Below are 26980 nucleotides of genomic sequence, written 5' to 3'. Positions count from 1 at the left end.
CACAGGACTGACATATGAGTTCTTCCTCGGACCGCGACTACACCAAGGCATTGAGCGGCCGCCAGGTACAGATGATCGCCATCGGCGGCGCGATCGGCGTCGGGCTTTTCCTCGGCGCCGGCGGAAAACTCCAGCAGGCCGGCCCATCACTGCTCCTTTCGTACGCGCTGTGCGGGGTCGCGGGCTACTTCGTCATGCGCGCGCTCGGCGAACTCGTGCTGTACCAACCGAGTTCAGGCAGTTTCGTCACCTACGCGCGCAAGTTCATCGGCCCGTGGGCCGGTTTCGCCTCCGGCTGGATGTACTGGCTCTACTGGGCGACGACCGGGATCGCGGAGATCACGGCGGTGGCCATCTACGTGCACAAGTGGCTGCCCGACATCCCGCAATGGGTCACCGCGCTGGCCGCACTCGGTGTGCTGCTGCTGGTGAACCTGTTGAGTGTCAAGCTGTTCGGCGAACTGGAGTTCTGGTTTTCGCTGGTGAAGGTCCTGGCGATCGTCGTGTTCCTCGTCGTGGGTCTCGGCCTCGTGCTCACGAGCGCGCAGATCGGGGAAACGACGGCAGGAGCGCACAATCTGATCGCCCATGACGGGTTCTTCCCCTCGGGCTTCGGGATCACCTTGATGACCTTGCAGGCGGTCATCTTCGCCTACGCCGGCATCGAACTCGTGGGCATCACCGCCGGGGAGACCCAGGACCCCGGGAAGGTCGTTCCCAAGGCGGTCAACAGTGTCGTCTGGCGGATCGGCGTGTTCTACGTCGGTTCGGTCCTGCTGCTGGCGATGCTCGTGCCGTGGCCGTTCTACAGTTCGGGCGAGAGCCCGTTCGTCACGGTCTTCACCAGGCTCGGCATCCCGGCCGTCGGTGACGTCATGAACGCGATCGTGCTGACCGCCGCGCTGTCCTCCTGCAACTCCGGTCTCTACTCCACCGGCCGGATCCTGCGGGCGCTCTCCGAAAAGGGCGAAGCACCCGAATTCGCCGGACGGATGAACAAACACCACGTCCCCTACGGCGGGATCCTCTTCACCTGCTCCGCCTACGTCCTCGGTGTCGTTCTCAACTATCTGGTGCCGAAACAGGCGTTCGACATCACCACCGCGATCGCCTCGTTCGGCGTGGTGTCCACTTGGGCCACCCTCATCGTCTGCCAGATGCGGCTACGGCAAGCCTCACTTCGCGGAGAACTGGAACGCCCGCGGTTCAGGATGCCGGGAGCGCCCTACACCGGCTGGGCGACCTTGGGTTTCCTGGCACTGGTGATCGTGCTGATGGGTTTCTCCGACGGTGCGGAGAAGATCGCCTTCTACTCGATGCCCGCCATCGTCATCGTGCTGGTGGCCGGCTGGCGCGTGGTCGGCCGTCGTCGCGATCGGCTCTCCGTTCCCGGCTGACCTCCCAGGTTTCTTCCAGACCTCTCGGGCACACTAGGTTCACCTGCGGCCACCCCCGCCGCAGGGCGAAACGGCACGCGAGACATTCCGGGCACCCAGGTGCCGCCGCCGCGGATGTCTCGCGTGTCTTCGTTTCCGGGCACCAAACGCACTTGCCCGATTCGGCTCCCGCCACAACGCCTTCGCTCAGGTCGGCACTGAAGAATACGAAGACGAAGCGACAAGCGTGTGACGACAGGGATGAGCACCGATGAAATTCCGTCTGCTGGGAGCGATCGAGGCCTGGAAGGAAGACACGGCGCTGCCACTGGGCGGCGCGAAGCCGAGGACCGTGCTGGCCGCGTTGCTCCTCTCCGGCGGGCAACCGCTGTCGGTTTCCCGGATCATCGACGCGCTGTGGCCGGAAGAACCCCCGAAAACGGCACAGGCACTGGTGCATTCCTATGTCGCGACGCTGCGGAAGGTGCTCAGATGCGACGGGCACCAGGAAGTCCTGCAGACGAGAGCCCGGGGCTATGTCATCGAACCGAAGACGATCTGGCTCGATCTGACCGAGTTCGAGCGGCTCGTCGCGCTGGGGCGGGCGGCCAACGCCGGGGAACGATACGAGCAAGGAGCACGGCTGCTGCGTGAATCGCTCGGGCTTTGGCGCGGCACCCCGCTCGACAACACCTGCGCGGGCTTCGCCGAGCCGGAACGGGTGCGGCTCGATGAGTTGCGGCTGGCCGTCCTGGCCGAACGGTTCGAAGCGGAGCTGGCGATCGGCGCCGAAGCGTCGGTGGTCGGCGAGCTCGCGAAGCTGGTGGCGGAGCATCCGCTGCAGGATCGCTTCATCGCTCTGCTGATGACCGCGCACTACCGGCTCGGACGCCAGGTCGAGGCACTGGAGGTCTATCAGGGCTATCGCCGTCACCTTCTCGCCCTCCACGGTCTGGAACCCGCCGCCCGGTTGCGAGACCTGCACGGGGCGATTCTGCGCTCCAGCGAGGAACTGCTCACCCCGAAACACGCCAAGGCCGGGTCACGGCCGTCGCCCGCCCAGCTTCCCCCGGACGTCCCGCATTTCACCGGCCGCTCCTCCGAACTGGCACGGGTCATCGACGCGGTGGCACGCCCCGGACTCGCGAGGCCTTCGCTCGTGGTGCTGACGGGGCAGCGCGGGATCGGCAAGACCGCCTTGGCCGTGCACGCGTGCCACCGGGTCGCCGAAGCGTTCCCTGACGGCCAGGTCTACCTCGATCTCGCCGGGCTGTCGGCGAAGGAAGCGATCATGCGCGTGCTGCGCGCGCTCGACGTCGGCACCTCCGTGGCACCACACTCGGCCGACGAGGCCGCCGCGCACTACCGGTCGTCGCTGCGCGACCGCCGGGTGCTGCTGCTCGTGGACAACGCCTCCGACAAAGAACAGCTGAGGGCGTTGCTGCCGGCGGCGCCGGGTTGCGCCATGGTCGTCACCACCGGCGAACGCCTGCACGGCATGCCGGATGCAATGGTCCACATCGGACCATTGCGCCCTGAAGATTCCGCCGAGTTGTTGCACAAGCTGATCGGCACGCGGGACGAGGCACTCGACGAGCTGGCGGCGTTGTGCGATCACCACCCCCTCGCCCTGCAGGCGGCGGCCGCCCGCTTGTCGAGCAGGCCACAATGGACGGTCGACCGGCTGGTCGCCCGCCTGCGCGACCCTCGCTGCCGCCTCGCGGAACTGTCGGCAGGCGACCCGCAGGTGCGGAACGGACCGGTGTCCGCGTACCGGGCACTCGGCGAACGGGACGGACGGCTCCTCGCCGCGCTCGCGATCGCGGACGCGCCGTCCTATGTGCCCTGGATGGTGGCGGCGCTGGGCGGACTCTCCGACGACGAAGCGGAAGACGTGCTCGATCGCCTGGCGGACGCCCATCTGCTCGAGCGTGACGGCGACGCGTACCGGATGGCGGGCCTGGTCCGGCTGGCGGTCGCGGCGGAAGCCTGCTCCGACGACCTGTCCAGGACCCGAGCGGCGATGCGCCTCGGTCTCCGCCTCCGGCCGGGCGACGGCGGATGCCGGCGTAGCACCTTCGAACGAGACTCGATGCCGGTGGCGACCCCTTCGCTCCGCTAGCGCGTGTGCCGCCACAAGCGCAGCTGGAGCATCGCGGCGAACCGCGCCTCCGGATCGGCGATGTCGAGCCCGCTGATCTCCGCCAGCCTGCGCAGCCGGTATCGGAAAGTATTGGGATGCACGAAGATCTCGTTGGCCGCCGCCGGGATGTCGCCGAACGCGTCGAGCCAGGCGTCGAGCGTCTCCACGAGATGCGTGTTGTGCGCACCGTCGTAGGCACGCAGCCGCGCGACCGGCCCCGCGGGAGCGTCGTCATGCTCCTCGATCAGATCGGCCATCTCCAGCAGCAGAATCTCGGCGAGCACGTCGCAGGTACGCGCGACCGTCCGGCCGCCGCCCCCTTCACGGAGCGCACGCAGCGCGCGATCGGCCCCCGTGCGTGACCTGGCCAGTGAGATGCCGCCGAGCGTGCTGGGCCCGACGCCGACGAGCACGCTCAACCGCTCACCGAGCCGGTTGCGGAAATCCGCCGCGATCCGCACCGCGCGGTCCTCCGCCGCCTCGTCATCGCCGGGAACGGGCAGGACGGCGTAGATGACATCGCCGACCAAAGCCGTGGCCGCCCGGGGATGCACCGCCCCCAGATGCAGCGCGAGCGCGTCGACGACCTGCTGCCTTTCCGCGATGTACTGCGCCTCGTCGCCGGGGACGGCGGCGAGCGCGAAGGCGAGCACCACGCACGGGTGCGCCGCCAGCCCCAGCCTGCGCGCCGCCTCGGCCGCCCCGGAACCGCCTTCCAGCGCGGTGCCGACGAGTCCGGTCCGCAAGCGGCGTTCGACGTCACTTCCGGTCCGCAGCCACATCATGTGCAGTGCCACGAGTTTCGCCGCGTCACGGAGCGCGGCGCCCTGCTCCTCCGACAGTGGTGCGCGCACGGCCGCCCAGATCGACCCGAGCACCTCGTCCCCCGCCCGGACCACCATCGCGACCCGCGGCGAGGAGAGCACCGACTCGTCGACCGGCAGGGCCTGGATGTACACCGGCCGGCTGCTGCGATAGACCTCTTGGAGAATGCCGCCCTCCTCGAGGCTTCTCGCGAGCCGTGCCGGCACCTTCCTGCCGAGGATGGTCGCGATACGCGAGGTGTCGGTCTCCTCCTGCCCGCAGGAGAAGGCCAGGACGCGGCAACCCCGGTCCTCGATGGTGACCGGGGCGCCGACCAGCGCGGAAACCGCGTTGGCGAGGGCGAACAAATCACCCGAAGGCAGCCCGCCGAGGGTTTCCCGCTCGATCTCCCCTCGATCACCGTCGTCGACCAGCGACCGGATCATCGCGGCCAGCTGGTCCCAGGACGCTCCCGGTGCCAGTCCGAGCAGCGCGACACCGGACCGTCGTGACGCTTCCTTGATCACCGAGTCGGCCCGTACCGGGGACCGCACCAGAAGCGCCGACGCGCCGTGTTCACCCAGCTGGGCGAGCAGACCGGCGATCTGGGCGCGATCGTGCACGCCGACGCCCAGCACCAGGGCGCTGTCCGGAAGCGCTAGCTCGTCACGCGGGTCGTAGATGACGACGCCGCCGATCCCGGGGGAACCCGCCGGGTCGCCGCAAACGAGTTCCACCAGCGTGCTGCCCAAATCCTCCAGTATGCGACCGAGACCGGCCCGTGGCCGAGTGGGCGCCAAACTCGTCTCCCTGCTGTGCGACCGGAATCCGGTTCTCCCTGACGACGATGATCGCCATCGACGGCCACCGTTTCCCGTTCGCCTCCGGCCGGACGACGGGGGAATTCCTTGATCCGCAACGCCATGGCAACTCCTCCGCGCGAACGCGCGATGTGCGCTCGCCCCTCAATGGCCATTCCTCCAGATGTCCACCCAGGTGCCGCACTCGTTGTTCACACAAGCGCCGACCGTGACGACCTTGTCGAACGTCCACCACGAATAGCTCGTACTGAGATTGATCAGCTTGTCGTCGAAATAGCCCAGCACCTTGGTGTTGGCCTTCGCGCCCGTGACCGTCCAATGGGCCGCATACTTGGCGGTGTCGCGGTAAGGACTGATCCTCATGCACAGAACGGCGACCTGGCCCGACTGCCTCGGGCCAGGCAAACTGTAGTGCCGACAGTCATCCGCGGATACGGCAGCGGCTGTCCCGGTTCCGGTGAACGGAAGTGACAGGAAGAGCCCCATCACGGCAAGCACACGAGCGAACTTGTTCTGCACAGCTGCCACCCTCTTTCCGAGAGTCTTCGTGAACACGGAACCCCGCCAGATCACGCTAACAATCGGATTCGCCGTCGAACACGCAGAAGTACACGCAAGAGCTCCAGCAGTACCCGGAGCAGGTTCACCGCGAGCCCCCGTCGCATCGGCCGGCCACCGCTTTGCGACCGGATCGCGACCCTGCGAGTGCCTCGGGCCGACATCACGACGGCAGGGTCGGCGGCATGACGGATACTCAACCGGTCGCTCGGCGCAGACCGCATCTGCCCGCGCTGGACGGTTTGCGCGGGGTCGCGGTCGTTGCGGTGCTGCTGTTCCACACTGGCCGATTGCCCGGCGGCTTCCTCGGTGTGGACCTGTTTTTCGCCTTGTCCGGCTACCTCATCACCGGCCTGCTGCTGCGTGAGGTCGAGGCTCGCGGCGGGATTTCGCTGCCTGCCTTCTGGGGCCGGCGGCTCCGTCGCCTGCAACCGGCGTTGGCCGTGGTACTCGTCGTGGTCACCGCGGTGGTCTGGTCGGCCGGAGCGCCGGACCTCGTACGGACGACGCTGTCGGACGGCCCGTGGGTGCAGCTGAACGTGGTCAACTGGCATCTGCTCGCCGATTCGGCGGGTTACTGGGATCGGTTCGGTGCGAGCCGGGTGTTCGAGCACTTGTGGAGCATCGCCGTCGAGGAGCAGTTCTACCTGGTGTGGCCGGTGCTGGTGCTCGTCGTCGCGCGTGGTGTCGAGGCGGAGCGCCGGGTGATGGTGACCGCGCTGGCCGGGTCGGTGTTGTCGGTGGCGTTGATGGTGGCGCTGTTCGATCCGGCGGATCCGAGCCGTGTCTACACCGGCACGGACACCCGGGCGTTTTCCCTGCTGCTGGGCGCCGTGGTGGTGACGGAGCCGGTGCGGGCCATGCTGGCCCGGACGTCCCGTGCGGTCGCGGGCCGCCTGTCGGTGGCTGTGGTCGCGGCGTTGGGGGTGTTGTGGTCGCTGGCCGACGGGGCGAATTCCCCGTGGCTGTTCACCGGCGGACTGTTCGCGCATTCGCTGCTGGCGGCGGTGCTGATCGGACTGTGCGTCCACAACGGACGAAGCGCGGTCGCCCGTGTCCTGTCGTGGCGGCCGGTTCGGTGGCTGGGCGGGGTTTCCTACAGTCTTTATCTCTGGCACTGGCCGGTGTGCGTGTTGCTTTCCCCGGCGATGACGGGACTGCGCGGCTGGTGGTGGACGGCGCTGGTGTTCGCCGTGTCGACCGGTTTGGCGGCACTGTCGAAGTATCTCGTCGAAGACCCGATCCGATTCCGTGTGCGGTGGGTGACGGGCCGCCGCGGCGGGTGGGCGTTCGGTGCGCTGATGGCCGGGCTCGCGGTGCTGTGGCTGGGATTGCCCGCACCGGCGCCGGTGACCGTCGACCTCACCGGGTTGTGAGCCTGGCCGTCATGCTCACTTGATGAGCGGGCACGACCGCGGCGGCGCCGGTTCCTCCGTCCCCACGGTGAACCGGAGCCGCACCTTGGTCGTCCGTTGACCGCCGCCCTGCACGTGGACGCCGAGTGCGGTGCACACGATCTGGTCGATGCCTCGCCGGGTGACCTCGTAGTGGGCCAGCGGCAGGATCAGCTCCACCACGCCAGGCCCGGTTTTCGCGGTGACCGAGGTGACCGTGAGCTGCTCGATCTCGCTGTGCAGGCCCGAGCCTGCCGGACTGGCCAGCAGCAGCGAAACCGCCTCGGCGACCGAACCCAGCCGACCGGTGGCACGCCGGTCCGGCCGTAACTGTCCCTGATGGTCGACGAAATAGAGCGTCACGTCGGGAGAGACCCCGGTCGGCGCGTCGCCCGCGGGTGCGGGCCCGTCCGGGCTCACCCCGCATCCCGCGGCGAGCAGGACGATCACGGCGACGACCAGGGCACGGATGGGGTTCACTCCTCCTCCAGGTTCCGCGGCAGCTCCAGCACGAATCGCGCACCCCCGCCGGGAACATCGCCCGCGGTGAGCTCGCCGCCGTGCAACCGGGCGTTCTCCCGCGCGATCGCCAGGCCGAGTCCGCTGCCAGGGGTACGGGCGCGCGCGGCGTCGGCCTTGTAGAAACGGTCGAACACGTGCGGGAGCACGTCTTCGGGCAGGCCGGGGCCGCGGTCGGTCACTTCGATCCTCACCACCGCGAGGGTGGCGGACACGCGCACGCGGACCGGCGGCGCGCCGTGGCGCAAGGCGTTGCCGACGAGGTTGGCCACGATGACGTCGAGCCGGCGCCGGTCGGCCCGCAGCCGGATTCCCTCCGCCGCCACCAGCTCGACTTCGTCCAGCCAGCCCCTGGCCCGCAGGCAATACCGCAGCGCCTCGGCGAGATCGACGTCCTCCGGCCGCAGCGATGTCGTGCCCGCGTCGAACCGCGAGATCTCCATGAGTTCCTCGACAAGACGGACGAGCCGGTGGGTTTCGGTGATCGCCAGCTGCGCGGACTCCCGCGCGTCGGGTTCCATCCCGTCCGCGGTGACGGCGAGCACCTCGACCACGGCGGTGAGCGTGCTGAGCGGGGTGCGCAGCTCGTGCGAGACGTCGGCGGCGAAGCGTTTGGCGTCGTTCCGCATCTGCTCCATCGCGAGCATCGATGTCTGCACGGATTCGGCCATCTCGTTGACCGTCACGGTGAGCTGGGCCAGTTCGTCGACGCCCTTCGGGGTGGTACGCGCGGTCAGGTCGCCACGGGCCAGCCGCCGCGCGGTGTCCCGGAGCTGCCGGACCGGCCGCAGCACCCCGCCGGCCAGCAGCAGGGCCAGCAGGATCGACAGCGGGATCACGATCGCGGCGGCGATCGCGGCGGACCCGGTCAGCGCGCCGGTCTGCTCCACCACCCCGGCGAGATCGTGGGCCGAGTAGACCTCGATCCCCGACGGCGTCCGGTTGCCGTCCACCGAGGTGATCACCATCGGCGTGCCGAGCACCAACCACGGCACTCCGTCGGCGGTCAGCCGCTGCGCGATGAGCTGCTGCCGCGCGCGCACTTCGGCGCGCAGCTCGCCGGTGACCAGCCGGGACCCGGCCCCGTCCGCCGACAGGAGCGCCCCGTAGGTCACCACCGTGTTCGTCCCGACGACCGCGCGCAGCCGGTCGAGCGCGTCCTGGTCCGGCGGATAGGTCAGTTGCGGGGCGAACGCGGCGACCTGGGCGGCGAAGGTCTCGCTGTACCGCTGCTGAGCGGCCTCGACCAGCGACGCACTCGCCGAGCCTGCCGCGGCGGCGGCGGCCGCCGCGGCCCCGAGGACCGTCGCCAGCACGAACGCGACGATCAGCCGGGGGCGCAAGGCGCGAGGCCACGGCCGCCAGGCCATCACAGCGGCCCGAACCGGTATCCGAACCCGCGAACCGTCTGGATGTACACCGGCGTCGCCGGATCCGCCTCGATCTTCGCCCGCAGCCGTTGCACGCAGTTGTCGACCAGCCGCGAATCGCCGAGATAGTCGTGCTCCCACACTTCTTCCAGCAGCTGGTTGCGGGTGAAGACGCGACCGGGGGACCGCGACACCGTCAGCAGCAGCCGCAATTCGGTCGGGGTGAGCTGCACCGGCGCGCCGCGGACCGTCACCACCAGCGCGGCGGTGTCGATCCGGAGCTCGCCGTGCACGCGAACGTCCTCCGCCGAGCCCGCGGTGCGTCGCAGCACCGCGCGGATCCGCGCGTCGAGCACCGTGGGTTGAACCGGTTTGACGACATAATCGTCCGCGCCCGCGGCCAGCCCCGTGACGATGTCGAAGTCGTCGCCCCGGGCAGTGAGCATGATGACCGGCACCGGACCGGCCGCCCGCACCCGGCGGCACACCTCGAATCCGTCGATGCCGGGAAGCATCAGGTCGAGCACGACGAGGTCGGACGGGGCCGTGTGGAACTCGGTCAGCCCGTCCTCGCCGGTTTCCGCGACGCGCACCTCGTGTCCGTGCCGGTTCAGCGCGAGCTGCAAACCGCGGCGCACGAGGGGGTCGTCTTCGATGAGCAGGATCGACGCCACGCGTCCAGTATGGACACTCCGCCGCCACGGCGCCCGGCTCGGCCGGCCCCTGCGACACGATCGCGACACAGCGGCGCGGTCGCCGGGACATCGCGGCGGCAGAGTCGGAGACATGATCAAGAAATCGAAGATCGTTGTCAGTCTGGCCGCCGTGGCGCTTGCGACCGCGGCGTGTTCGGGCGAATCCGCGCCGGGCCCGGCCGGAGGGACCGTCGCGGCGCGGTCGAAGGTGGTCCTGCTCGGGGATTCCATCGCGGAGGGTCAATCGCTGCCGCTCGGTGCGGCGTTCGCCGCGGGCGGCGCCGGCTTCGAATCGCTCGCCGCGGCCGGAGGCGGGAACGTCGTGGGCCCGTTCTCCGAAAAGAACTGGGAAGAGCTGCCCGGTCAGCTCGCCAAGGCCGAGCCGACGGTGGTGATCTACCAGATCACCACTTACGACTGGGGGACCCAGGCCGAGCAGAAAGCCGCCTACGGCAAGCTCGCCGACACCGTATCCGGCGCCGGGGCCAAGCTCGCCTTCGTCTCCATGCCGCCGATCAAGGTGGACGATTTCTACCAGCCGCATATGGCCGATCTGCAGCGCACTGCCGAGGTCGCGAAGACGGTCGCAGACGGCTCCGGGGGCAAAGCCGTGTTCCTCGACGCCACCGCGGTGTGGGGAGAGACCTACCAACAGAGCAAGGACGGCAAGGCCGACCGCAGCGTGGACGGCATCCACACCTGCCCGCAAGGCGCCGCGCGCTTCACCAGCTGGCTGCTCGGCAAGCTGACCGCCCTGCTCCCCGGTTTCACCCAGCCCGATCCGGGAGCGTGGGCAAACACCGGGTGGTCCGGCGACAAACGCTTCCAAGGCTGCTGACCGGACTCACCCTGCTCGGCGTCGCCGCGGATGGATTCCTGAGAAACAGAGCTCAGGCTGCCGACCGGACGTCGCGAATGCACACACGACTCGACAAAACCGGTTGAAAGTACTCAGCCGCGGTTGCGTTCGTGTGCGCTGGTCAGCACGCTCGACAGTCTCGAGACCTCATCGTCGGAGCCGCTCAGGTTCGGAGCGACGAGCTGGACGGACGTGAATCTCCCTCCACTGCAGGCTTGTCCGTTGATGGCTTTGGGGTTCTCCCGAGTGGGAATCAGATTCACGGTGCGTGAGCTGCCGACCGGTTGCCCTTGAATCTCCAGCAACGTGGAGAACAGCTCACAAGCACGATCCGGCGCGATCTCCTTGCCTGAGGCGATCAGGTCGCGAGCCGCTTCCAGTTTGCGAGCCGTCTCCGGATCGTCGAGCAGTCCCGACTTCTTCAGCTGCTCTATTGCCGCGGGCAATTGCGTTGCCCACTTTTCCGCTGACGTACCGATCACCTGGACGCGACCCCCGGCAGGCGTCTCCCAGTGACACGCGGGCAGTCCGCCGACAGCCGACGTCTTCGGATCGGACACCTCTCCGGTAAGCGTCGACAGCTCGGCCGGTGTGAGAAGTTCACACAAAGCGTCCGGAGTGGACGTCTTGGCATCCGGGTCAGCGGACGACTGGGCCACGCTCGCGGCGACCTGGCCTTGCGGCGCCGAACCGGACTTGTCCGACGAACACCCGACTAGCCCTAGCATTGCCGACGCGGCGACAAACACTGCGACTCGACCGGCTCTCAGCCGGCCGAAGCACTCCACGTTTGGCATCTTGCGCTCATCTCCCCCATCCGAAGTGAAAAGAACTTACCCGTCTCGGCGTCGGTCGCCAAACTTGCTCACCGAGCTTCAGCGGCCGAGTCACGGAACCGGGCCGGACCTGGCAACGCCGCGCCGCTCCCGCCCGCTCAGGCGAGGCGCCTTCGTTCGCCGCCTTGAGCAGGGAAGACCATGTTGGTCCAGCCACCATTCGCGTTACCCACCCGGCGGCCCGCTCCGGCTGCTGCGAAAGTCAGAGGACGCAGGTCAGCTCATCGGCACACCGATTCGTCCCTGATCTTCATGGTCAGGTCGACGTACGGACCGCCTGCGCGCATGCGGGGAGCACGTCGTTATCTACGTTGGAACCGAATCGACCATCGGATCACCCCAGCGCATGCAGATCAGCGCGTGCTCGGACCTGACTGGCTGGACGTGTGTCAGGAGCTCGAGTCTCGTTGATGTCCGCTGTGGTGGGTCTCGCAGTCAGGGTTCGGGCATTCAGCAGCGTTCCGCGCGCTCCAGGCTGCGCGCATCGAGTCATGACGCCGGGTGAACTGAGCATCCCGTCGCACGCTCCACACCGACGGGGCCACTCTGCGGGTGACCAGGAGTTCGTGAGGTGCGTAGTCGTTGTCAGTGCCGGATACCTCAAGACCAGCAGCAGTGAGGATCTTCCGGATCGCCTCGGCCATCGCCTCGCCGATCGCAGACATCAACTGCGAGAACGCGGCGCACTCCTCGCCTTCCCGATGCGGGTCGTCGGCCCAAGCCTCCTGCCCCGCGTCAAGAAGGATCGCGTGCTCCCGCCAGTCGATAAGCACTCCTCGCAGATCGGGCAAGTCGACCGACACGACCGCACCGGTTGAAAGGCCGCCAGTGGCCACCGGCAACCCGGCGGCCGCCAGCTCGGCTTGGACGACATCGCACAGCGTCTCCAACCGGAACCGGCGATCCGAGTCAACCTCAGAGGGTTCTTCCGTCATGCCGCCATCCTCGCAGGCGCCCCCGACAAGTCCGGAGACCGCGAAGTCAGCATGTGGGACCCGAAATCTCATGACAACGGCACAGTCAAGTCAACCTATTCGGAGACGTGCGCAGTGGTTCAGACCCCTCCCAGCTCCGGCACGACGATGAGCTCGACGGGGTAGACCCGTCCGGTGTGCGCGCCGCACGCGCGCGACGAACGACGCCGACTTCCGAGCGCTGGAGGTCATGCTGACCGGCTTGCTACCGACGCGTCTAGCCGCAGAAGCCGCTGGCGCGGATCGCCGCGAGGGTCTTCCGCCTTGCCGGCGTCCACGCTCACTGTGCCGCCGTCGAACTCCTGCCGTACTCGCACACGCTTTTCGACCGTCGCACCGCACGTTCAGTGTTCTTGGTCAACCCGGCGTCGACCTGCCGCAAGGCTTCGATGACCGCCTGGTCGGCGCCGCCCTTCGCGACTGGTGCCGGCTGGGTCGCAGGTACAGGCGTGGGCCCGGAGGAGGGCGCGATCGCGGCGAAGTAGTCACCGAGGGGCTCACGATAGTCAGCGAGGAGCTGAAGCGCCTTATCGCGGCAGTTGGCCGCGTGCCCGGCCGCCATCCCGGGCGTCAGCGAGCGCGGGCGAGACGAGCCGCTGGCCCGCCTTCTGTACCAGGACCACGAACCCCGGTGGCTGATCCAGGCCGCCCTCCTCGCGTTGTTGACCGATCGTAGTAGGCCAACCGGCCCGCACCGGGCGTCGGGAAATCCGGTCAAGATGCCCCGGAGCAACCGGTAGAGCCCTGACGCGAGCAGCCGCGAAGTCTCGTACTGAGTGAGCCGGGGCAGCTTCCGACCGGAGGCGTCCCGTACGTCGACAGGCGCGGCCGTCCGGGAGATCCGGGCCACGGGAACCCACATCTCGGGGGCGCCGAAGGTCCGACCGGACTCCGCGCCGTCCGTGTGTTCCGCGCTCTCCTTGTGTTCCGCGCCATCACGGCTGTAGCTCGTGATACTCCGGAAAAGTTCAGAGGCTTGGCGCTGCCCTTCGTCGAGCATCCCGAGACGCACATCGACTTCGGTGATCCGCCGCGCGACCTGGTGATCGACCAAGGAAATCCGCTCGGTCAGCCGCCGCACATGGTTGAGCCTCAGCGCAGTGTCCAGGAACGACAGCCCCACGGCGGCTCCGTCGAGTGACAAACGGGGCGGCGCACCTGGCACAGGCATCGACCGAATGGCTTCCTCTAGCTGCGCGAACCCGTCCATATGCCTTCCCTCCCTAAGCCAGTCGGATTTACCGGCTCGAACCAGGTCGGCGAAGCACCTCCAAGGGTTACAGGACCGGGCCCGGATCCGGCGGCGAATGCCCCGTCGTCGAAATGCCGCTTTCGCCCTGGATCGCATACAGGAGTCATGGCGATCGAAGTACGGCGGGCACCAGCGTCTTTTCGAGCGGTCACAACTCGGCGGTGGATTGCCGGCGGCGCCAGACCAGTAGTGCGCGACTCCCCCGTAGCCGATGCCGACGTTCGCCGCGTCGGCCGGCATCGGTGGAAGACTATGGACCGCCCACCAGGTCGTATGTCAGGTAGCAGTCGTCGGAGGCCTCGACGACCACCCTTGTCGCTGTCTCCTCCGGCGGAACGATGCCGACTGTGAAGAGGGGGCGTGACGAGCCGAACAGGATGAAGACGTCATCAACCTTCATCAAGCGTGCGTCTCCTGCGCCTTCGCTCAAGCCCAATCCAGCACGAGGCGTGCAGTAAGGCTTTGCTCGCTCTTCGGGGGTCTTCTCGTCTTCGCACCATTGCGCGCCAGCGCACGTCAGGTGGCTGCGATAGTCCCTGCCGTTGTAGTGAATCCGGTACGGAAGTCCTCTTTCTCTCGGCAGGCCGTAGCCGATGTGGTTCGCTACCTTGGAAGTGAACGCGGCTCCGCCCAGTACACCGAGCGTCAACAGGACGGGGACGAGCACCATCAGCACACGCCGCCAGCCGCGGTGTCGCCGTGCCGGAGACCGGTCATCTCCGCGTCGCGGTGTGGGGACAGGTTCCTGCGCCGGCATGCTGTCTCCCTTCCCGCATTACGAAACATACTCAATCCCGTTGCCACGGCGGCCTACTGTGTCGCACAGTCTCGAAGAGCTAGCGGTCGGCGAAGGGGAGGAGCTGGGTGACCGGCCCGGGATGCTCACGCCATTCGGCCACACTCTGGTCGTGGTAAGTGATCCTCCATCCGTCGGGGTCGCCGGAAATCGGTGATCCAGCAGAAGGTTCCACCTTGGCCGTCGGATCCCCACGGAAGCAGGCTCGACGGGGTGCCCAGGACCTCTCGGGAATGAACGGCCGCTGCCAGCCCGGTAACGTGGCGATCTCGTCGACGCGCGAGGAGGTTTCGGCGCGGACCATCGTTCCCATGGTTCTGGCCATCGTGAGCGATCGCCAACTGTCCAGAAACGCACAAGCCTATAACGCCAACGGGTTGAATGAGTGCTCATACCGGGACATATCCCAGCCAAGGATGTTTCGCTTGCCTTTACTCTTCGCGAGTTCGAGCATCACTGCCGTCATCGTCCGCTTCGTTCGCGTCCACGAGTCCGGACTGTGCCGACTCAGGTACACCACGTGCCATTTGTCGGGGTCGGGCGTCCAGGGGAGCCAGAAAAACGCGCCACCTGTGTCGTCGGATGCGAACGGCACGACTCCGCCAGGTTCTGGAAATGGTGGATACGTGTCGTATTCGTATTCCCAGGCTGTCTTCACGTTGTCCAAAGCCTGGTCGAAGTCGGCCTGAAAGGACCCTAGATGGCCATGACTCTGCATCGGGTTTATGAGCCTGATTACTTGACGGAATATTCCCGACGGAAACCTGGTCATGAATTCTTTGTAATCAGCCGGGAGAGACGTTTTCAGGCGGTGCTCGACGACGTCCCAGCCCACTTCTGGAGCCACGGAGCCGACCCAATCAAGTGTGGCGGCGATACTATCCACTTCACGGCGATGGTCGGCGATAGACAAGGCGAACTCCTTCACAGTATCCGACGCCAGGCCGGACAGTATCATGTCGGACCACCAACCTGGACCCGACATGACACTCTCGCAAACCGTTCACAACGAGGACTAGCCTACTGGCACGCAGTCCGCGGCGGGTTGGGGACATTCTCTACTATTGCGAGACATCGGAATTTCCCTTCCATGCCCCATGCCTTGATGTATAGCCTGGCCGGTAATGCGTCACCCGGACTGTTGTAGTAGGCGCTGACCCGATAGTAGACTCTTTCGCCCTGGCGCACCGCTCGCGCGATCGGCTCTTCAATGTCCCATTGCATGACAGGCGTGTTGGCCAGCCTGTGCAGCGGTACGATGTTCTGCACATTGTGCACTCCGCCGAACATCGAGGCGATGAGGTGCGACCGGTGGGTCACTCCCTCAATGTGTCCGGCTGGAGTGTCCGGGTCGCCGTCCTGTCGGGGCAGTGCCGTGATAATGCACGCTGTTCCACCGGTGGCGCGGCTTGCGGGAACATTGTTGTAGGTGAAGTTCTGCATCCTGTCGTTGACGACCCATCCGGCCGTGCCGTCAGGGCATTTCCTATCGTTGTTCTCCTCACCTGGGCCGGGTTCGGGGAGAGGTCCGGGGAAGGGGTAGGGGTCCCGCCGAGGATCGTTCACCGGTGGTGCGTGGGGGTCGCGCTTGGGTTTCGTCTGCACCTCACAGCCAGGCCCGGCGAGGCTACTCATGGCAGCCGGCTTGCACCTGATCAGCCGCTGGGCCAAGTCCCGGAGCTCGCCGGCCAGCCGTCTCCCCGCGACCTTCAGATCTTTGAAGGTGCGGATTCCCTTGACGATCCGGACGACTGCGGACACGGCGTCAGGGATCTTGCTGAGGACTGAAGCGATCTTGAGGATGGGCAGGGCGTTGATGACCGTCATGACGCAGGCGATGAAGTCGCCCTCGGTGAAGCACCGTTTAGCGTCGGTGAAGCCGACGATGTCGAGGATGATCTGTCCGCCCTCGGCGACGATGAAGTCCAGCAGCGGCTTGTTGGCCTCGGCGCGAGCGCGGTTGTAGTCGTCGACTGCGGCTTGCCCCTTCTCGGTTCGCAGCGCATCGGCTTCCGCCTGCGTCAACTCAGGGATCTCGCTGTCGTCGGTGATGGCCTGCTCTACCTCTGCTCGCTGCCGAGCCTCGTGCTCCAGGCGCAGTTTCTCCTGGAGCTCGGCCAGCTGCTTCTGGATGTCCGCCGAGACGGCTGCGACGTTGTTGGCTCGGGATTCCGTGTCTTTGGCGTAGCCCTCGGCTCTGCTCGCCGCTTGGTCGGCGTCGCGGGCGTGTTCCGCGGCCCGGTTTGCGGCTGTACGGGCGGCGTCGGCGTCACGTTGGGCTTGTTCTGCTGCCTGCTGGGCGGCAGCGGCGTCTTGTTCGGCCCGGGTGGCGGCGGCGCTGGCTTCGTTCGCTGCCCGGGTTGCATTGTCGGCGGCTTGGCGTGCGGCGCGGGCGTCGGCTTCGGCCTGGTCAGCGAGGCGTCCGGCGAGTGCGGCATCTGCGGCCGCCTGGTTCGCTGCCGCGCGGGCCGCTTGGGCGTCGGCTTGGGCGCCGGCGTCGACGACCGCGGCGTCCGCTGCGGCCTTGCGGGCGGCGGCTCCGTGGATGGCGGCGTCGGCCGCGGACTGTTGCGCGGCTGCGGCGGACCGGGCGGCGGCCGCGGCGGAGCTGGCAGCGGCAGAGGCAGCCTGGAAGGCGGGAGCGACGTCGGCGGCGGCGTTACGAGCGGCGTCCGCGGCGCGCTGGGCCTGAGCGGCGGCATCTGTGGCAGCGGCCTGGGCGGCCTCTACCTGGCTGTTGCCGACGTCCTTGGCGCGGTTGGCGACCTGGACGATGAAGTCGGCGTCGATGTCCGTCCCGCTGAAGGGGCTGACGATGGAGATCGCCTGGTCCGCGGGAGCTGCGATGCCCGACGCGGACTGCACCGACGCGGTCGCGGCGCGGGCGGCGATGCCGGCTTGGGTGGCGGCGGTGGCCGCCTCGATACCGGCGGCGTTCGCTTCATCCCCGGTGCGGTGGGCCGCGTCCAGGGTGATGGCTGCTTCCACGGCGGCTTGCTGCGCGAGGTTCGCGGCGTTGCGCGCGTTCTCCGCTGCGCGGGCCTCGGCCGCGGTCGCTTCCTCGGCGGAGGCTCGGGCGCGCAGTGCTTCGGCGTGGACGGCGGCGGCTTCTCGTTCGGCGCGGGTGGCGGCTTCGTTGGCGCGGGCCGCTGCGGCCTGGGCTTCGTTTGCGGCGGTACGGGCCTTCTCGGCGGCGACTTCAGCTTCGCGGGCGGCGGCTCGTGCCTCGGCAGCGGCGGCTTGCGCGGCGTCGGCGTGGGCGCGAGCCCGGCCAGCGGCGGCGTCGGCTTCGATCGCGGCGCCGCGTGCCCGGCCCGCCGCCGCTTGAGCGTTGTTTGCGTGGCCACGGGCGATCAGCGCGGCGTCCTTGGCCTTGTTGGCGTCGGCTCGCGCTGCGTGGGCCGCGGCCCACGCCTTGTCTTTGTCCGCCTGCACGACTTCGGTGGATTGCTGCATCCGCTGCGCCAGGCCTTCCAGAAAGGTGGCCTTCTTGTCCGCGGTGTCCGCGGACTGGGCGATCGCCGCGGCCTCGTCGCGTGCCCGGAACGCGTTGGCTTCCTCGTTACGAGCGCTGGTGTTGGCGTCCTGGGCGATCTTTTCCTGGGCGCGGGCGTCACGGGCGGCGTCGGCGGCGATCTGTTCCTGGGCTTGGGCGTCTCCGCGTTTCCCCGCCGCGATCCGCTGCTGAGCTTCGGCGTCCAGGCGTTTCTGATGGGCGATGGCCGCGTCGCGCTGCGCGGCGTCGCGATGCTGCGCGGCGTCGCGCTGCTTGGCTTCGGCTTCCTGTCGTTTCGCGGCGGCCTGCTGGCGCCAGTGCTCGGCCTCTTGTCGTTTCGCGGCGGCGACGTCGCGTTCGCGTTCGGCGTCCACCCGGGCTTGTTTGACGTTCGCGGCGTGAGCGCGGGCGTTGCGGAGAGCGGTTTCGGCGTCGACCCGGGCCTGGCGCGCCAGCTCCGCTGCCTCGGCGGCCGCGGTGGCCTGCTCTTTGGCTGCCTGTGCGAGCTGGGCGGCCGCGGCGGCGTGGGATTCGGCGTTGAGCCGCCACTGCCGAGCGTTCTCCTCGTGCGCCCTCGCCTTCTCGGCGGCGTCGGTGGCCGCCGCGTCGGCGGAGATCGCGTCGATGGCGTGCGCGGCGGTCTCGGCGGCGCGTTTCGCCGCATCCGCCGCTCCGGCCATGCCTTCCACGACCTTCGCCCATTGCGTGCCGTGCGGCATCCCGTTCTGTAGCAGGATGTCGACCTGGGTCTTCGCACCCGCGGCCGCGGCCTGGGCGGCCTGGGCGTCGGTGACGGCGCGCCCGACTTCGCGGGCGACGTCGTCTTTCGCGCGCTGATACAGCTCCGGGTGGTAGGTGTGCCCGGCCTGATCCGACGCCAGCAGACGGGCGGTCTCGCGGGAGATTCTCGCCGCGGAGGTCATGTCGTTCGCGGTGCGCTCGAGGGCTTTGACCCCGTCGGCGTGCGCGGCGAGCAGGTTGGTCCGAGCACGCATCGCCCGCGCGGTCCGCTGTGCCAGATCCGAGGCCGCGACCGCGTCCTTGCGTTTCTGTTCCAGCTCGGCCAGATACCGCTCCCGCGCGTCGGCGTCGCGCTGAGCCGCGGCCAGGTATCCCGTCTTGAGGAACTCCGCGATCGCCGCGTCCCCGGCGGCGAGCGCTGCCTTCGCCGCCGCGGACACCTCGGGGGTGCCGCGGTCGGCGGCGACCTGGACGTGCATCCGCCGCCGGTTCTTCAGTTCCGTGTCATAGGCGCCCTCGCGGCGGTCCTGTTCGGCGGCGATGTCGCGGCCGAAGGCCAGGAAGTCGGCCCGGTCGTAGGCGTTGCCGGCCAGCGCGCGGGCCACAGCTGCGTTGAACACGGGGCCGCCGGTACCGGCGAGCGGTTCGATCACGGCACGGTTGAAGGCGTCGGCGTCGGCTTTGCGTTTCCTCGCCGCGGCCTTGGCGTCCTGCTGGCCGTGGTCGAAGAACGCGGGGATCGCGGTGGCGTCGCCGGCTTCGGTCTTGCGCAGGGTGTCCCGGGCGGCGGCCCGGACTTCCTCGTCCTCGTCGAACGCGGCGATGTCGGCCAGCAAGTCCAGCTGCAGCTGCCGCAGCACCGCTTCCTGTTCCGGGTCACCTTCCGGCCCGGACGCCGGCAGCGTGGGTTCGCTGGCCGCGGCGGGGCTGGCGGGTGGTTGCCACTCGCTGTGACGGGCGCCTGGTGCGGAGAGGGCGGCGACCGAGCTGCCCGGTCCTGCTCCCCCTGCCACCAGGGCGGCGGCCAGGGTCACCACCACGGTTCGCCGGCACCACCGGCTGGCCAGGATTCCTTGTCTCGCGCGGCGCATCCGTCTCGGCATTCGCACAACACACCCCACCCTCGAAGAACGATTTGTGTTAGAACACCTGGCTCGCGGTCGGGTCGTGGCCAGGCGGAACGCACCTGCCGGGTCAGGGGCGGGTGGTCATCCGGTCATAGCCCTGCTGAGCCTGATCGCGGGCTTCTGCCCACCGTCCGGCCTCGTCGCCGGCGAAAGTCGTTTCCGTCGTCCAGCCGCCGCGCTGTTTCTCTGCCCCCGTCACGATCGTCGCCCAGACCGGGTCGGTTTCCGCGGCCGCGCGGTCTTTCACCGTCTGCCAGTACCGGGCCTGCTCGAGACAGAGCTGCCGCTCGGCCTCCCAGGCCTGCCGTGCTTCCTCGGCCTTCTCCCGCGTGGTGGCCCAGGCCCGGGCGGCGACCAGACGGGCCTGCTCCGCCGCGGCCTCACTCGCGTTGCGGGCCTCGAGCTCGGCCGTCTCGGCCTCTGCCACCAGCCGCGGGATCACCGCGTGATACTGGATCCCCGCGTCCTGCGTGCGGAGCCGGAAGATCTCCACGTCCAGCGCGGCCGCCGCCATCCACCCGGTGGCGAAGAACTCCCGCACATCGGTGTCCGTGCTTCCCGGGCGCAGAGCATGCTGTGCGGCCAGCCGGACCTGCTCACCGGGATCGGAGACGCTCAGCAGGCGGACGAAGTCCCGCTCTTCCGCAGCGATCACCTGCCGATGCTGCTCGTCGGCTTCCCGGGCGGCGGTGTCGAGCGCTTTCGCTTCGGCGAAACCGGTCCGTACGAAACGATCCCGGTCGGCGTCACTACCCTGGGAGGCCTGTTTTGCGGCGGCATGGACCCTCGGGGAGTACGTGGCGGTATACGTCGCTAATACTCGCTGCACGAAATCTCGATTGCGCGCGGAATTCTGCTGAGCACGCTCCCGCGCCTCGCGGAATCCGGATATTACGAATCGCTGGAGTGCGGTTTCGCCTTCGTCTGACCATATTGCCTGCCATGCCGAGGCTCGAACCAGCGTTCCCCGTGATAGAGAGCGATCTGGCGCACCATCGGATACCACGGTGACTGTTCGATCCCCGCCAAGCTCCGACCCGCCGAACCCGCGCCGACAGCAGAAGCGTTACTGGATAAGGAAAGTGTGATCGCCAGCCCGATCACGAGCGCTCGGCAGACGACAGCAACCTTCACCACTATTTCCACTCCCCCCAGTAGCCACGTGATCACGCAGCCGGGAAACTATGGCACATCATCGCAAGCGCTCCCCATCATAAAGTGACGGCGATCACAGCAATTTGGCGCCCGTTGATCACGGCTGCGTTTCGGTTGTCCAGACCTATTGACGGCGTTTTATCATGGGCACTAGTTCTCGTCAGGCTCGCGTTTCTCTTGCCGCCTGTGGGGGCGGTTTCCGCTGAGCGGTAATACGCCATTTGATTCAATCATCATGCCATCAAGAGGGGGAATAGTTGTGAGACGTTCCGGTAGATCGACTGCGGCGTCGCGCTTGCCGCGACAACGTCCAGGACGGTCGGCCGCGGTGTTCACCGCGGCCGTCATGGCGTTCAGCGTCCTCGCTGCCGCACCAGCCACCGCCGCGCCCGACGTCAGCCCCAGCACGACGGCGGCGGCCCCAAACCCCGCCACGCCACCGGCCGCGACGCCGCCGGCTCCGATTCCCCTGACCGTGGGTGCTTTGCCTGGGGCTCCCCAGGAACCGGCGCAGGAAGCGCCGAAGGCCACCTTGGCGCAGTCCACCGATGCCGAGAAAGCCAAGGCCGCCGCCATCCTGGGCATCGTCGCCGGCCCGGAGCTGCTGATCCTCACCGACCGCAACTTCACCGCCGCCATGTACTACGCGGCCGACGATCTGGACAAACAGAAGCCGCTCGAGCCCGAGCACCGGAAAGTCAATGAGGCCGCCGTCGCCGCACTCGGCGAGAGCGACGACGCCTGCACCACGTTCATCAAGACCGGCATGGCCGCGGCCAACGTCCAGGATCAAGCCATCGTGGCCGAGCGCCGCGCCCGGCAGGAAGTGGAACGTACCGCCAAAGCCAAGGCAGCCGGTCTGCTCGGCATCCCGGCCGACAACACCGTCCTGGAGAAGTCGGTCTATGAGTTCATCGTCTACCTCGACCTCAACGCCGACAACCACAAGGACACCGCGGTCAAGGAGGCAGCCCGGGCCGCGCTGCGCGGTACAGCCGAAGCACAGTGGACCTTCCTCACCGTCGGAGTCTTCGACGAGCACAGCAAGGACGTCGACCGGCTGATCCGGGAGGACGAGGCCAAGTCCGAAGCGGAGAAGGCGGCCGAACTCGCGCGCGAGGCCAAGGCCAACGCCGCGTGGCACGCCTTGGGCATCCGCGGCGACACCGCCCTGGTCAACCTCAGCGATCAGGACTTCGTCATCGAGATCTGGAGCCGCGCCCCGCGGGACACCGAGGTCCACGGTGCCGCCGAAGCCGCCGTCCGCAGCCGCAACCCCGCCGACTGGAAGGCCTTCATCGATCACGGCGCCAAAGACGCCCACCTGCGCGACATCGACATCGAGCTCCGCAAACGCGACGAAGAATACATCCGCCAGATCACCGAGATCCGCACCCGCGCGGTCAAAAGCCGTCTGCACACGGCGCTGGTCACCGCCGCCGACGCGGCGCTGGCCGGAACACCCATCGACCGGGAACGGTTCCTGCGCACCGGTCAGGACGAGAACCTCACCCAATCGCTGCGAACCCTCACCCAGACAATGGACGAGGCCTACCTCACCGAATCCAACGGCCGCGCGACCCTGACCCTGTGGCAACCGGGTAATCACCCCGAGCAGGCCTGGAAGATCGAACCCGGACTGGCCGACCCCGCGTGCTTCTCACTGCAGTCGGTCTCCCGCCCCAACAACTACGTCCGCTGGGACAAGAAGAAGACGACGCCGGCCAGCGTCCCCACCGAGGCGTACGTGACCGTCGCCCCCACCGACGGCACCCCCGAGTTCAAAGCCGAAGCCACCTGGTGTCTCCACCCCAACGCGCTCCTGTTCAGCCCGAAGGGATCCGGGCTCTACCTCCACCCTGAAGGCGCGCGCGGCGATACCTGGGAAGTCGACACCCCAGCCCCGCCCACCCCGTTCGACCTGCGCTACACCCGCGACGAGAAGATCCGCGCCAACCTCGGCAAACCGATCGCCGAACCGGTCCTGGACGCCAACAACCTCGGCTACCGTGCCTACGAGAAAGGCCGCCTGTACCTCACCCGCTACACCAACACCCAGGTTCACCCCGTCTACAACGGGCCGATCCTCGACAAGTTCCTCGCCCTCGGCGGACCCGGCACCCTCGGCGGAATGCTCACCGACCAGACCGCCACACCCGACGGTAAAGGACAGATCCTCCAGATCACCAACGCCCAGGGCAGCTACTACCCCCTCTACATCACCTGGAGCCCCGCCAGCGGCGCCCACGAAGTCCACGGCGTCATCGGCGACACCTGGAACAAAGCCGGTGGCGTGACCGGACGTCTCGGCTACCCCACCACCGATGAAACCGCCTTCGGCACCGCGGGCGGTCAGTACAACCGGTTCACCGGCGGATCCATCTACTGGTTGCCCACCATGGGCGCCCGCACCGTCAGCGGCGACATCCACACCAAGTTCGCCGCACTCGGCTATGAAAACGGCCCTCTGGGCTACCCCACCGGCGAAGAAGCCGGCTTCGCCGCTGAAGGCGGTGTCCTCCAGCGGTTCTCCACCGGCTCCATCTACCGCACCACCTTCCACGGAGTCCGAGCCGTCACCGGCGAGATTCACAAGAAGTACGCCGAACTCGGCTACGAAGCCGGATTCGTCACATACCCCGTCGGAGACGAAACATCCACCTCCGACGGAGTCGGCAAATACATCAACTTCAGCACCGGCGTCGCCATCTACTGGCACCCCACCACCGGCGCCCACGCCGTCTACGGCCACATCCGCAGCAAATGGGATGCCCTCGGCTCCGAAAAGTCCTACCTCGGCTACCCCACCACCGACGAACTCCCGCTACCCAAGGGCCGCCGCAGCGTCTTCCAGAACGGAAGAATCGACTGGAGCAACGACGGCGGTGGCACCATCGATTACAAGACCATCACCATGGCACCCGGCTCCATCGAACTCAAGAACGCCAACGGCGGACGATGCATCCAGGTCGCCGGTGTCGGCCAGGACGCACTTCGTGACAGCGCAGGAACAGAACTCTGGGACTGCGTCGCCGGCGCCAAACAGGTCTGGAAACTCACCCACCTCGGCAACAACAAATACACCCTCAAAAACCAGAACTCCGGCAAATGCCTCGACCTGCCCACCAACTACAACAACGGCACCTCGATCGTCCAGTACACCTGCCACAACGGCGTCAACCAGCAATGGGAATTCACCACCGCAGCCAACGGCACCCTCGCCCTGCGCAGCGTCTACTCCGCCAAAGTCGCCGAAGCCCTCGGTAACGGCACCGCCAACGCGACCCTCGTAGGACAGTGGGCCGACCTCGGCAACCCCAGCCAACGCTGGAACATCATCCAGATCAGCACGACTCCGTAAACCCCGCCAGGTGCTGGCTCCACGACTGTGGAGCCAGCACCCGCTTCCCGTACCGATGCCGAACAGCAGTTGGGCCACGCGCAGGCCTGATGTGGTGGTTCAGCCGGGTGCGTAGGAGGCCGACTTACCCTGAGGCCCGTTAGAATTTCCGAACGCACGCCGGTCCATTCCAGGGACAGCGTCTGTGCGTCCCTCGGCCAGTACACCGCCAACACCCGGATATCCACCGCGCAAACCAGCCGATCAAGAATCAGTCAGGATCAGGAAAGTGCCAGGCGCCGGGCCGTTCCGGCGCGGGCACATCCCGGCGGTCGTCGATACCTCTACAAGGTCTGGATCCCGTGTCCCGTGTATCTAGTTGGTGCTTCTCACGCGCCACCGACGTGCAGGGAGGCTCGCATTCGAGACAGGGCCCGCACGACGTCGTCGCGGTTCTTCGCCGACTTGATCCAGGCGGGAAGGCGGCTCGCCAGGCTGCTGTTGCGGTTCGGCGCCTGCTCGCGTAGCCCGGACGCGACATACCGTTCCAAGTAGTCGAGGTGGGCTTCGCGATAAGCCCAGAGGATCTCCCCTTTGCACGGGGCTTGTAGCCACAGCTCCAGACCGCGATACCGGGGAACCGCCGGCACAGACCGAGACCACACCCTCGACACGGGAAGAGCCGTCGCGGTCCGGCAGTGAGGACAGGACACCCGCAGAGTGCGTGGCTGCGCGCGTCGCCATCGCTGTCGCCGCTGCGTAACCGGCCGCCCGCAGTTCCCGCAGCGGCCGGCGGCAGACACCTCGACGCGGTCGATCGCGGCCTCAGGGTGCCCGTCCACGATGGCATACCCGCAGCCCGTGCAACTCACCCTCGTAGCAGTGGCCACCGCCCGGCCAGTACATCGTGGACAGCGCACCAGTACAGCACCCAGACGCAGGTAGCGCAGCGGCTCATCGCGAGCATCGAACCGGCCGGACATTCCGTCATCCTGACACGCCGAGTTCGCCCGGGACCACTGCTTAACTGCCAACCACGACACAACTGCCTCGAAGCTTCAACATTGACTTCGGAGCCGAAGGCGCTTACTTGGGCCAGCGGGACAACAACGTCGGACTGACCAAGGCACACGCCTAAATACGCTTGGACTGCCTCTACCTGTCCGGATTTTCCGGGCGGATAGAGGCAGTCTGCCGATCAGTGAACTCCCGTGTCCTTGGAGGCCACTGGCGAGCATTGGAACCAACGGCGCGGCGGCAATATGCTCTGGCCAGTTGATAGGCCCGCTTCGGAGGAGCAGGCCCTCGCCGTCCGTAGAGGCCGACTTCGTAGCGCCTTCAGAATTCATCAATTGGGCCCATGTCCTCCAACCAACGCAGCTGATCGGCCGGCGCCACACCGTGCAAGGAGGCCTCAGCAGGCTGGGAGATCACGTGTCATTCGTCGGCGCAGCCCTGTGGCATAGGCTCGATCGTTCGCGCGTTCGTATGCCACGATCGCCGCTTGCCAGTGACCGTGAGCCTGCGTGGGGTCCCCCTGGTCTCTAGCCGTCTTGCCGAGTTGTTCCAGAGCGCGTGCCTCTCGGCGGTGGTCTCCGATCTCGCGACTGATCGCCAAAGCTTCGAGGTAGTGGGTGCGAGCTTGGGCATGGTGCTTCTGGCGGCGCGCCATTGTGCCGAGGTTGTGTGCGATGTCGGCTTCACCGTGCCGTTTGCCGAGGCTGCGGTAGAGAGCGAGCGCCTCGTCGTAGTGGACGCGGGCGGTGCCATAGTCACCCTGCAGACGCAGAATCGAGCCGAGGTGGTGGAGCGCGCGGGCTTCGCCGCGGCGGTCGTCGAGCGTGCGGTACACGACCAGCGCTGCGTGATAATGAGCGCGGGCCGTGTCGAAGTCGCGCTGGTGGCGTGCCGCCCTGCCCAGGCCGAGAAGGGCGGTCGCCTCGCCGAACCGGTCATTCAGTTGCTGGGCCGCGTGGAGCGCGAGCTGATAGACGGTGCGCCAAGCCTCCCAGTTTCGCTGGAAGAGCAGATACCCGCTGAGCGCGAAAGCCAACTGCGTGACCTGCTCGTATCGGCCTGACTCGTGAGCCAAAGTGATGGCGTCAACGACATTCGTCCGTTCCGCCCGGAACCAGGCGCGAGCCTCCGGAAGGGCCTCGGGTGACGGCACGAGTTCCTCGTCGACCAACCGCATGGCGTCAACGTAGTAGTCCAATAGGCGGACGACGGCGGCCTCGCACGCATCGGCGGACTCGTCGATGGCCGCGCAGTGCTCCGCGTAGAGCCGTAGCAAGTCGTGGAACCGGAACCAGCCGCGAAGCTCGGCCTGCTCGATCATGTGCGCTCTGCGCAGCCTGCCCAATATCTTCGCGGCATCCCGGTGCGCCAGATCGGCCAACGCCGCGGCGGCTTCGACACTGATCTGCGGACCCCGGTTCAGCGACAACAGGCGGAATAGTCGGGCATCGTCGTGCTCCAGGCGGGCGTAGGACAACGCGAACGCCGCGTGCACAGCGAGATCGCGGTCATAGCTGAGTTCGCTGAGTCGGGTGGTCGAGGACCGCAACGCTGCCGCCATCTCACTGATCGGCTGGTCCGGGTCGCTGACCAGGATCGCGGCGACAATGCTCAACGCCAGCGGTAGGTATCCGCAGAATTTGGCGACCTCACGGGCCGCTTCGGGTTCCTCACGACCCGGAGGTCCGGCCCTGTCATGATTTCCGT

The 26980-nt window shown here is 67.6% G+C and carries 19 protein-coding genes; 5 read left to right on the top strand and 14 right to left on the bottom strand.

The genetic code is table 11. From position 1 onward, the window contains the following. Positions 1-14 precede the first annotated feature (14 nt). Positions 15-1397 carry an amino acid permease gene (locus AVR91_RS11780; RefSeq protein ID WP_063276102.1) on the top strand — a complete coding sequence of 461 codons (1383 nt, stop codon included), beginning with the start codon at positions 15-17 and terminating at the stop codon, positions 1395-1397. A 250-nt stretch (positions 1398-1647) separates the two neighbouring features. Then, the gene (locus AVR91_RS11775; protein ID WP_063276103.1) at positions 1648-3498 is read left to right on the top strand and encodes an AfsR/SARP family transcriptional regulator; all 1851 of its coding nucleotides are present in this window, start codon (positions 1648-1650) and stop codon (positions 3496-3498) included. On the opposite strand, the gene AVR91_RS11770 is transcribed toward AVR91_RS11775, so the two are convergent. Together AVR91_RS11770 and AVR91_RS42785 are read right to left on the bottom strand one after the other, a co-directional pair. Continuing rightward, positions 3495-5084 (bottom strand): PucR family transcriptional regulator, encoded by a 1590-nt coding sequence (locus AVR91_RS11770; protein WP_083737534.1) that lies wholly within the window; start codon positions 5082-5084, stop codon positions 3495-3497. The genes AVR91_RS11775 and AVR91_RS11770 overlap by 4 nt on opposite strands. 204 nt (positions 5085-5288) lie before the next feature. After that, complete coding sequence (locus AVR91_RS42785; RefSeq protein ID WP_143253976.1) at positions 5289-5663, bottom strand: hypothetical protein; 375 nt, start codon at positions 5661-5663, stop codon at positions 5289-5291. 224 nt (positions 5664-5887) lie between these two features. Between AVR91_RS42785 and AVR91_RS11760 the strand changes: the two genes are divergently transcribed. Next, positions 5888-7078, top strand: coding sequence for an acyltransferase family protein (locus tag AVR91_RS11760; protein WP_063276106.1), 1191 nt, complete (start codon positions 5888-5890; stop codon positions 7076-7078). Between the two features lie 15 nt (positions 7079-7093). Here the strand turns inward: AVR91_RS11760 and AVR91_RS11755 are convergent, their stop codons facing one another. The 3 genes from AVR91_RS11755 to AVR91_RS11745 are packed head-to-tail and all read right to left on the bottom strand — an operon-like array spanning position 7094 to position 9659. Beyond that, the gene (locus AVR91_RS11755) at positions 7094-7576 is read right to left on the bottom strand and encodes a hypothetical protein (protein WP_143253975.1); all 483 of its coding nucleotides are present in this window, start codon (positions 7574-7576) and stop codon (positions 7094-7096) included. Further along, positions 7573-8958, bottom strand: a complete 1386-nt coding sequence (locus AVR91_RS11750) for a sensor histidine kinase (RefSeq protein WP_228709189.1) — start codon at positions 8956-8958, stop codon at positions 7573-7575. Before AVR91_RS11750 ends, AVR91_RS11755 begins: the two co-directional genes overlap by 4 nt. Before the next feature lie 26 nt (positions 8959-8984). Beyond that, a complete protein-coding gene (locus AVR91_RS11745; protein WP_063276108.1) occupies positions 8985-9659 on the bottom strand; it encodes a response regulator transcription factor in 675 nt (224 codons plus the stop codon). Between the two features lie 112 nt (positions 9660-9771). Between AVR91_RS11745 and AVR91_RS11740 the strand changes: the two genes are divergently transcribed. Further along, entirely contained in the window at positions 9772-10518 is a 747-nt protein-coding gene (locus AVR91_RS11740) for an SGNH/GDSL hydrolase family protein (RefSeq protein WP_143253974.1), read from the top strand. A 113-nt stretch (positions 10519-10631) separates the two neighbouring features. Here the strand turns inward: AVR91_RS11740 and AVR91_RS11735 are convergent, their stop codons facing one another. The 7 genes from AVR91_RS11735 to AVR91_RS43765 form a co-directional block, all read right to left on the bottom strand. Next, positions 10632-11336, bottom strand: a complete 705-nt coding sequence (locus AVR91_RS11735) for a DUF3558 family protein (protein ID WP_211282702.1) — start codon at positions 11334-11336, stop codon at positions 10632-10634. A gap of 428 nt (positions 11337-11764) precedes the next feature. Beyond that, complete coding sequence (locus AVR91_RS11730; protein WP_228709188.1) at positions 11765-12310, bottom strand: hypothetical protein; 546 nt, start codon at positions 12308-12310, stop codon at positions 11765-11767. Positions 12311-12629: 319 nt separating this feature from the next. Further along, positions 12630-13472 carry a hypothetical protein gene (locus AVR91_RS11725; protein WP_143253973.1) on the bottom strand — a complete coding sequence of 281 codons (843 nt, stop codon included), beginning with the start codon at positions 13470-13472 and terminating at the stop codon, positions 12630-12632. Between the two features lie 379 nt (positions 13473-13851). Beyond that, positions 13852-14271, bottom strand: a complete 420-nt coding sequence (locus AVR91_RS11720; RefSeq protein WP_076857329.1) for a hypothetical protein — start codon at positions 14269-14271, stop codon at positions 13852-13854. A gap of 487 nt (positions 14272-14758) precedes the next feature. After that, complete coding sequence (locus tag AVR91_RS11715) at positions 14759-15310, bottom strand: SMI1/KNR4 family protein (protein WP_158077398.1); 552 nt, start codon at positions 15308-15310, stop codon at positions 14759-14761. Between the two features lie 107 nt (positions 15311-15417). After that, a complete protein-coding gene (locus AVR91_RS11710; protein ID WP_143253971.1) occupies positions 15418-19674 on the bottom strand; it encodes a DNA/RNA non-specific endonuclease in 4257 nt (1418 codons plus the stop codon). A 154-nt stretch (positions 19675-19828) separates the two neighbouring features. After that, positions 19829-20416 carry a hypothetical protein gene (locus AVR91_RS43765; protein WP_228709187.1) on the bottom strand — a complete coding sequence of 196 codons (588 nt, stop codon included), beginning with the start codon at positions 20414-20416 and terminating at the stop codon, positions 19829-19831. Between the two features lie 828 nt (positions 20417-21244). Between AVR91_RS43765 and AVR91_RS11700 the strand changes: the two genes are divergently transcribed. Next, positions 21245-24277, top strand: coding sequence for an RICIN domain-containing protein (locus tag AVR91_RS11700; protein ID WP_158077397.1), 3033 nt, complete (start codon positions 21245-21247; stop codon positions 24275-24277). A gap of 368 nt (positions 24278-24645) precedes the next feature. On the opposite strand, the gene AVR91_RS11695 is transcribed toward AVR91_RS11700, so the two are convergent. Together AVR91_RS11695 and AVR91_RS11690 are read right to left on the bottom strand one after the other, a co-directional pair. After that, a complete protein-coding gene (locus AVR91_RS11695) occupies positions 24646-24906 on the bottom strand; it encodes a hypothetical protein (protein WP_063276116.1) in 261 nt (86 codons plus the stop codon). Positions 24907-25670: 764 nt separating this feature from the next. Beyond that, positions 25671-26980, bottom strand: a 1310-nt coding sequence (locus AVR91_RS11690; protein ID WP_211282700.1) for a tetratricopeptide repeat protein, incomplete at its 5' end; no start/stop codon positions are given.

It is taken from the genome of Amycolatopsis keratiniphila subsp. keratiniphila, assembly GCF_001620365.2.
Classification (GTDB): Bacteria; Actinomycetota; Actinomycetes; order Mycobacteriales; family Pseudonocardiaceae; genus Amycolatopsis; species Amycolatopsis keratiniphila.
Note: the sequence above shows the minus strand (reverse complement) of the source record. Positions and strands in the feature narration are given on the sequence as shown.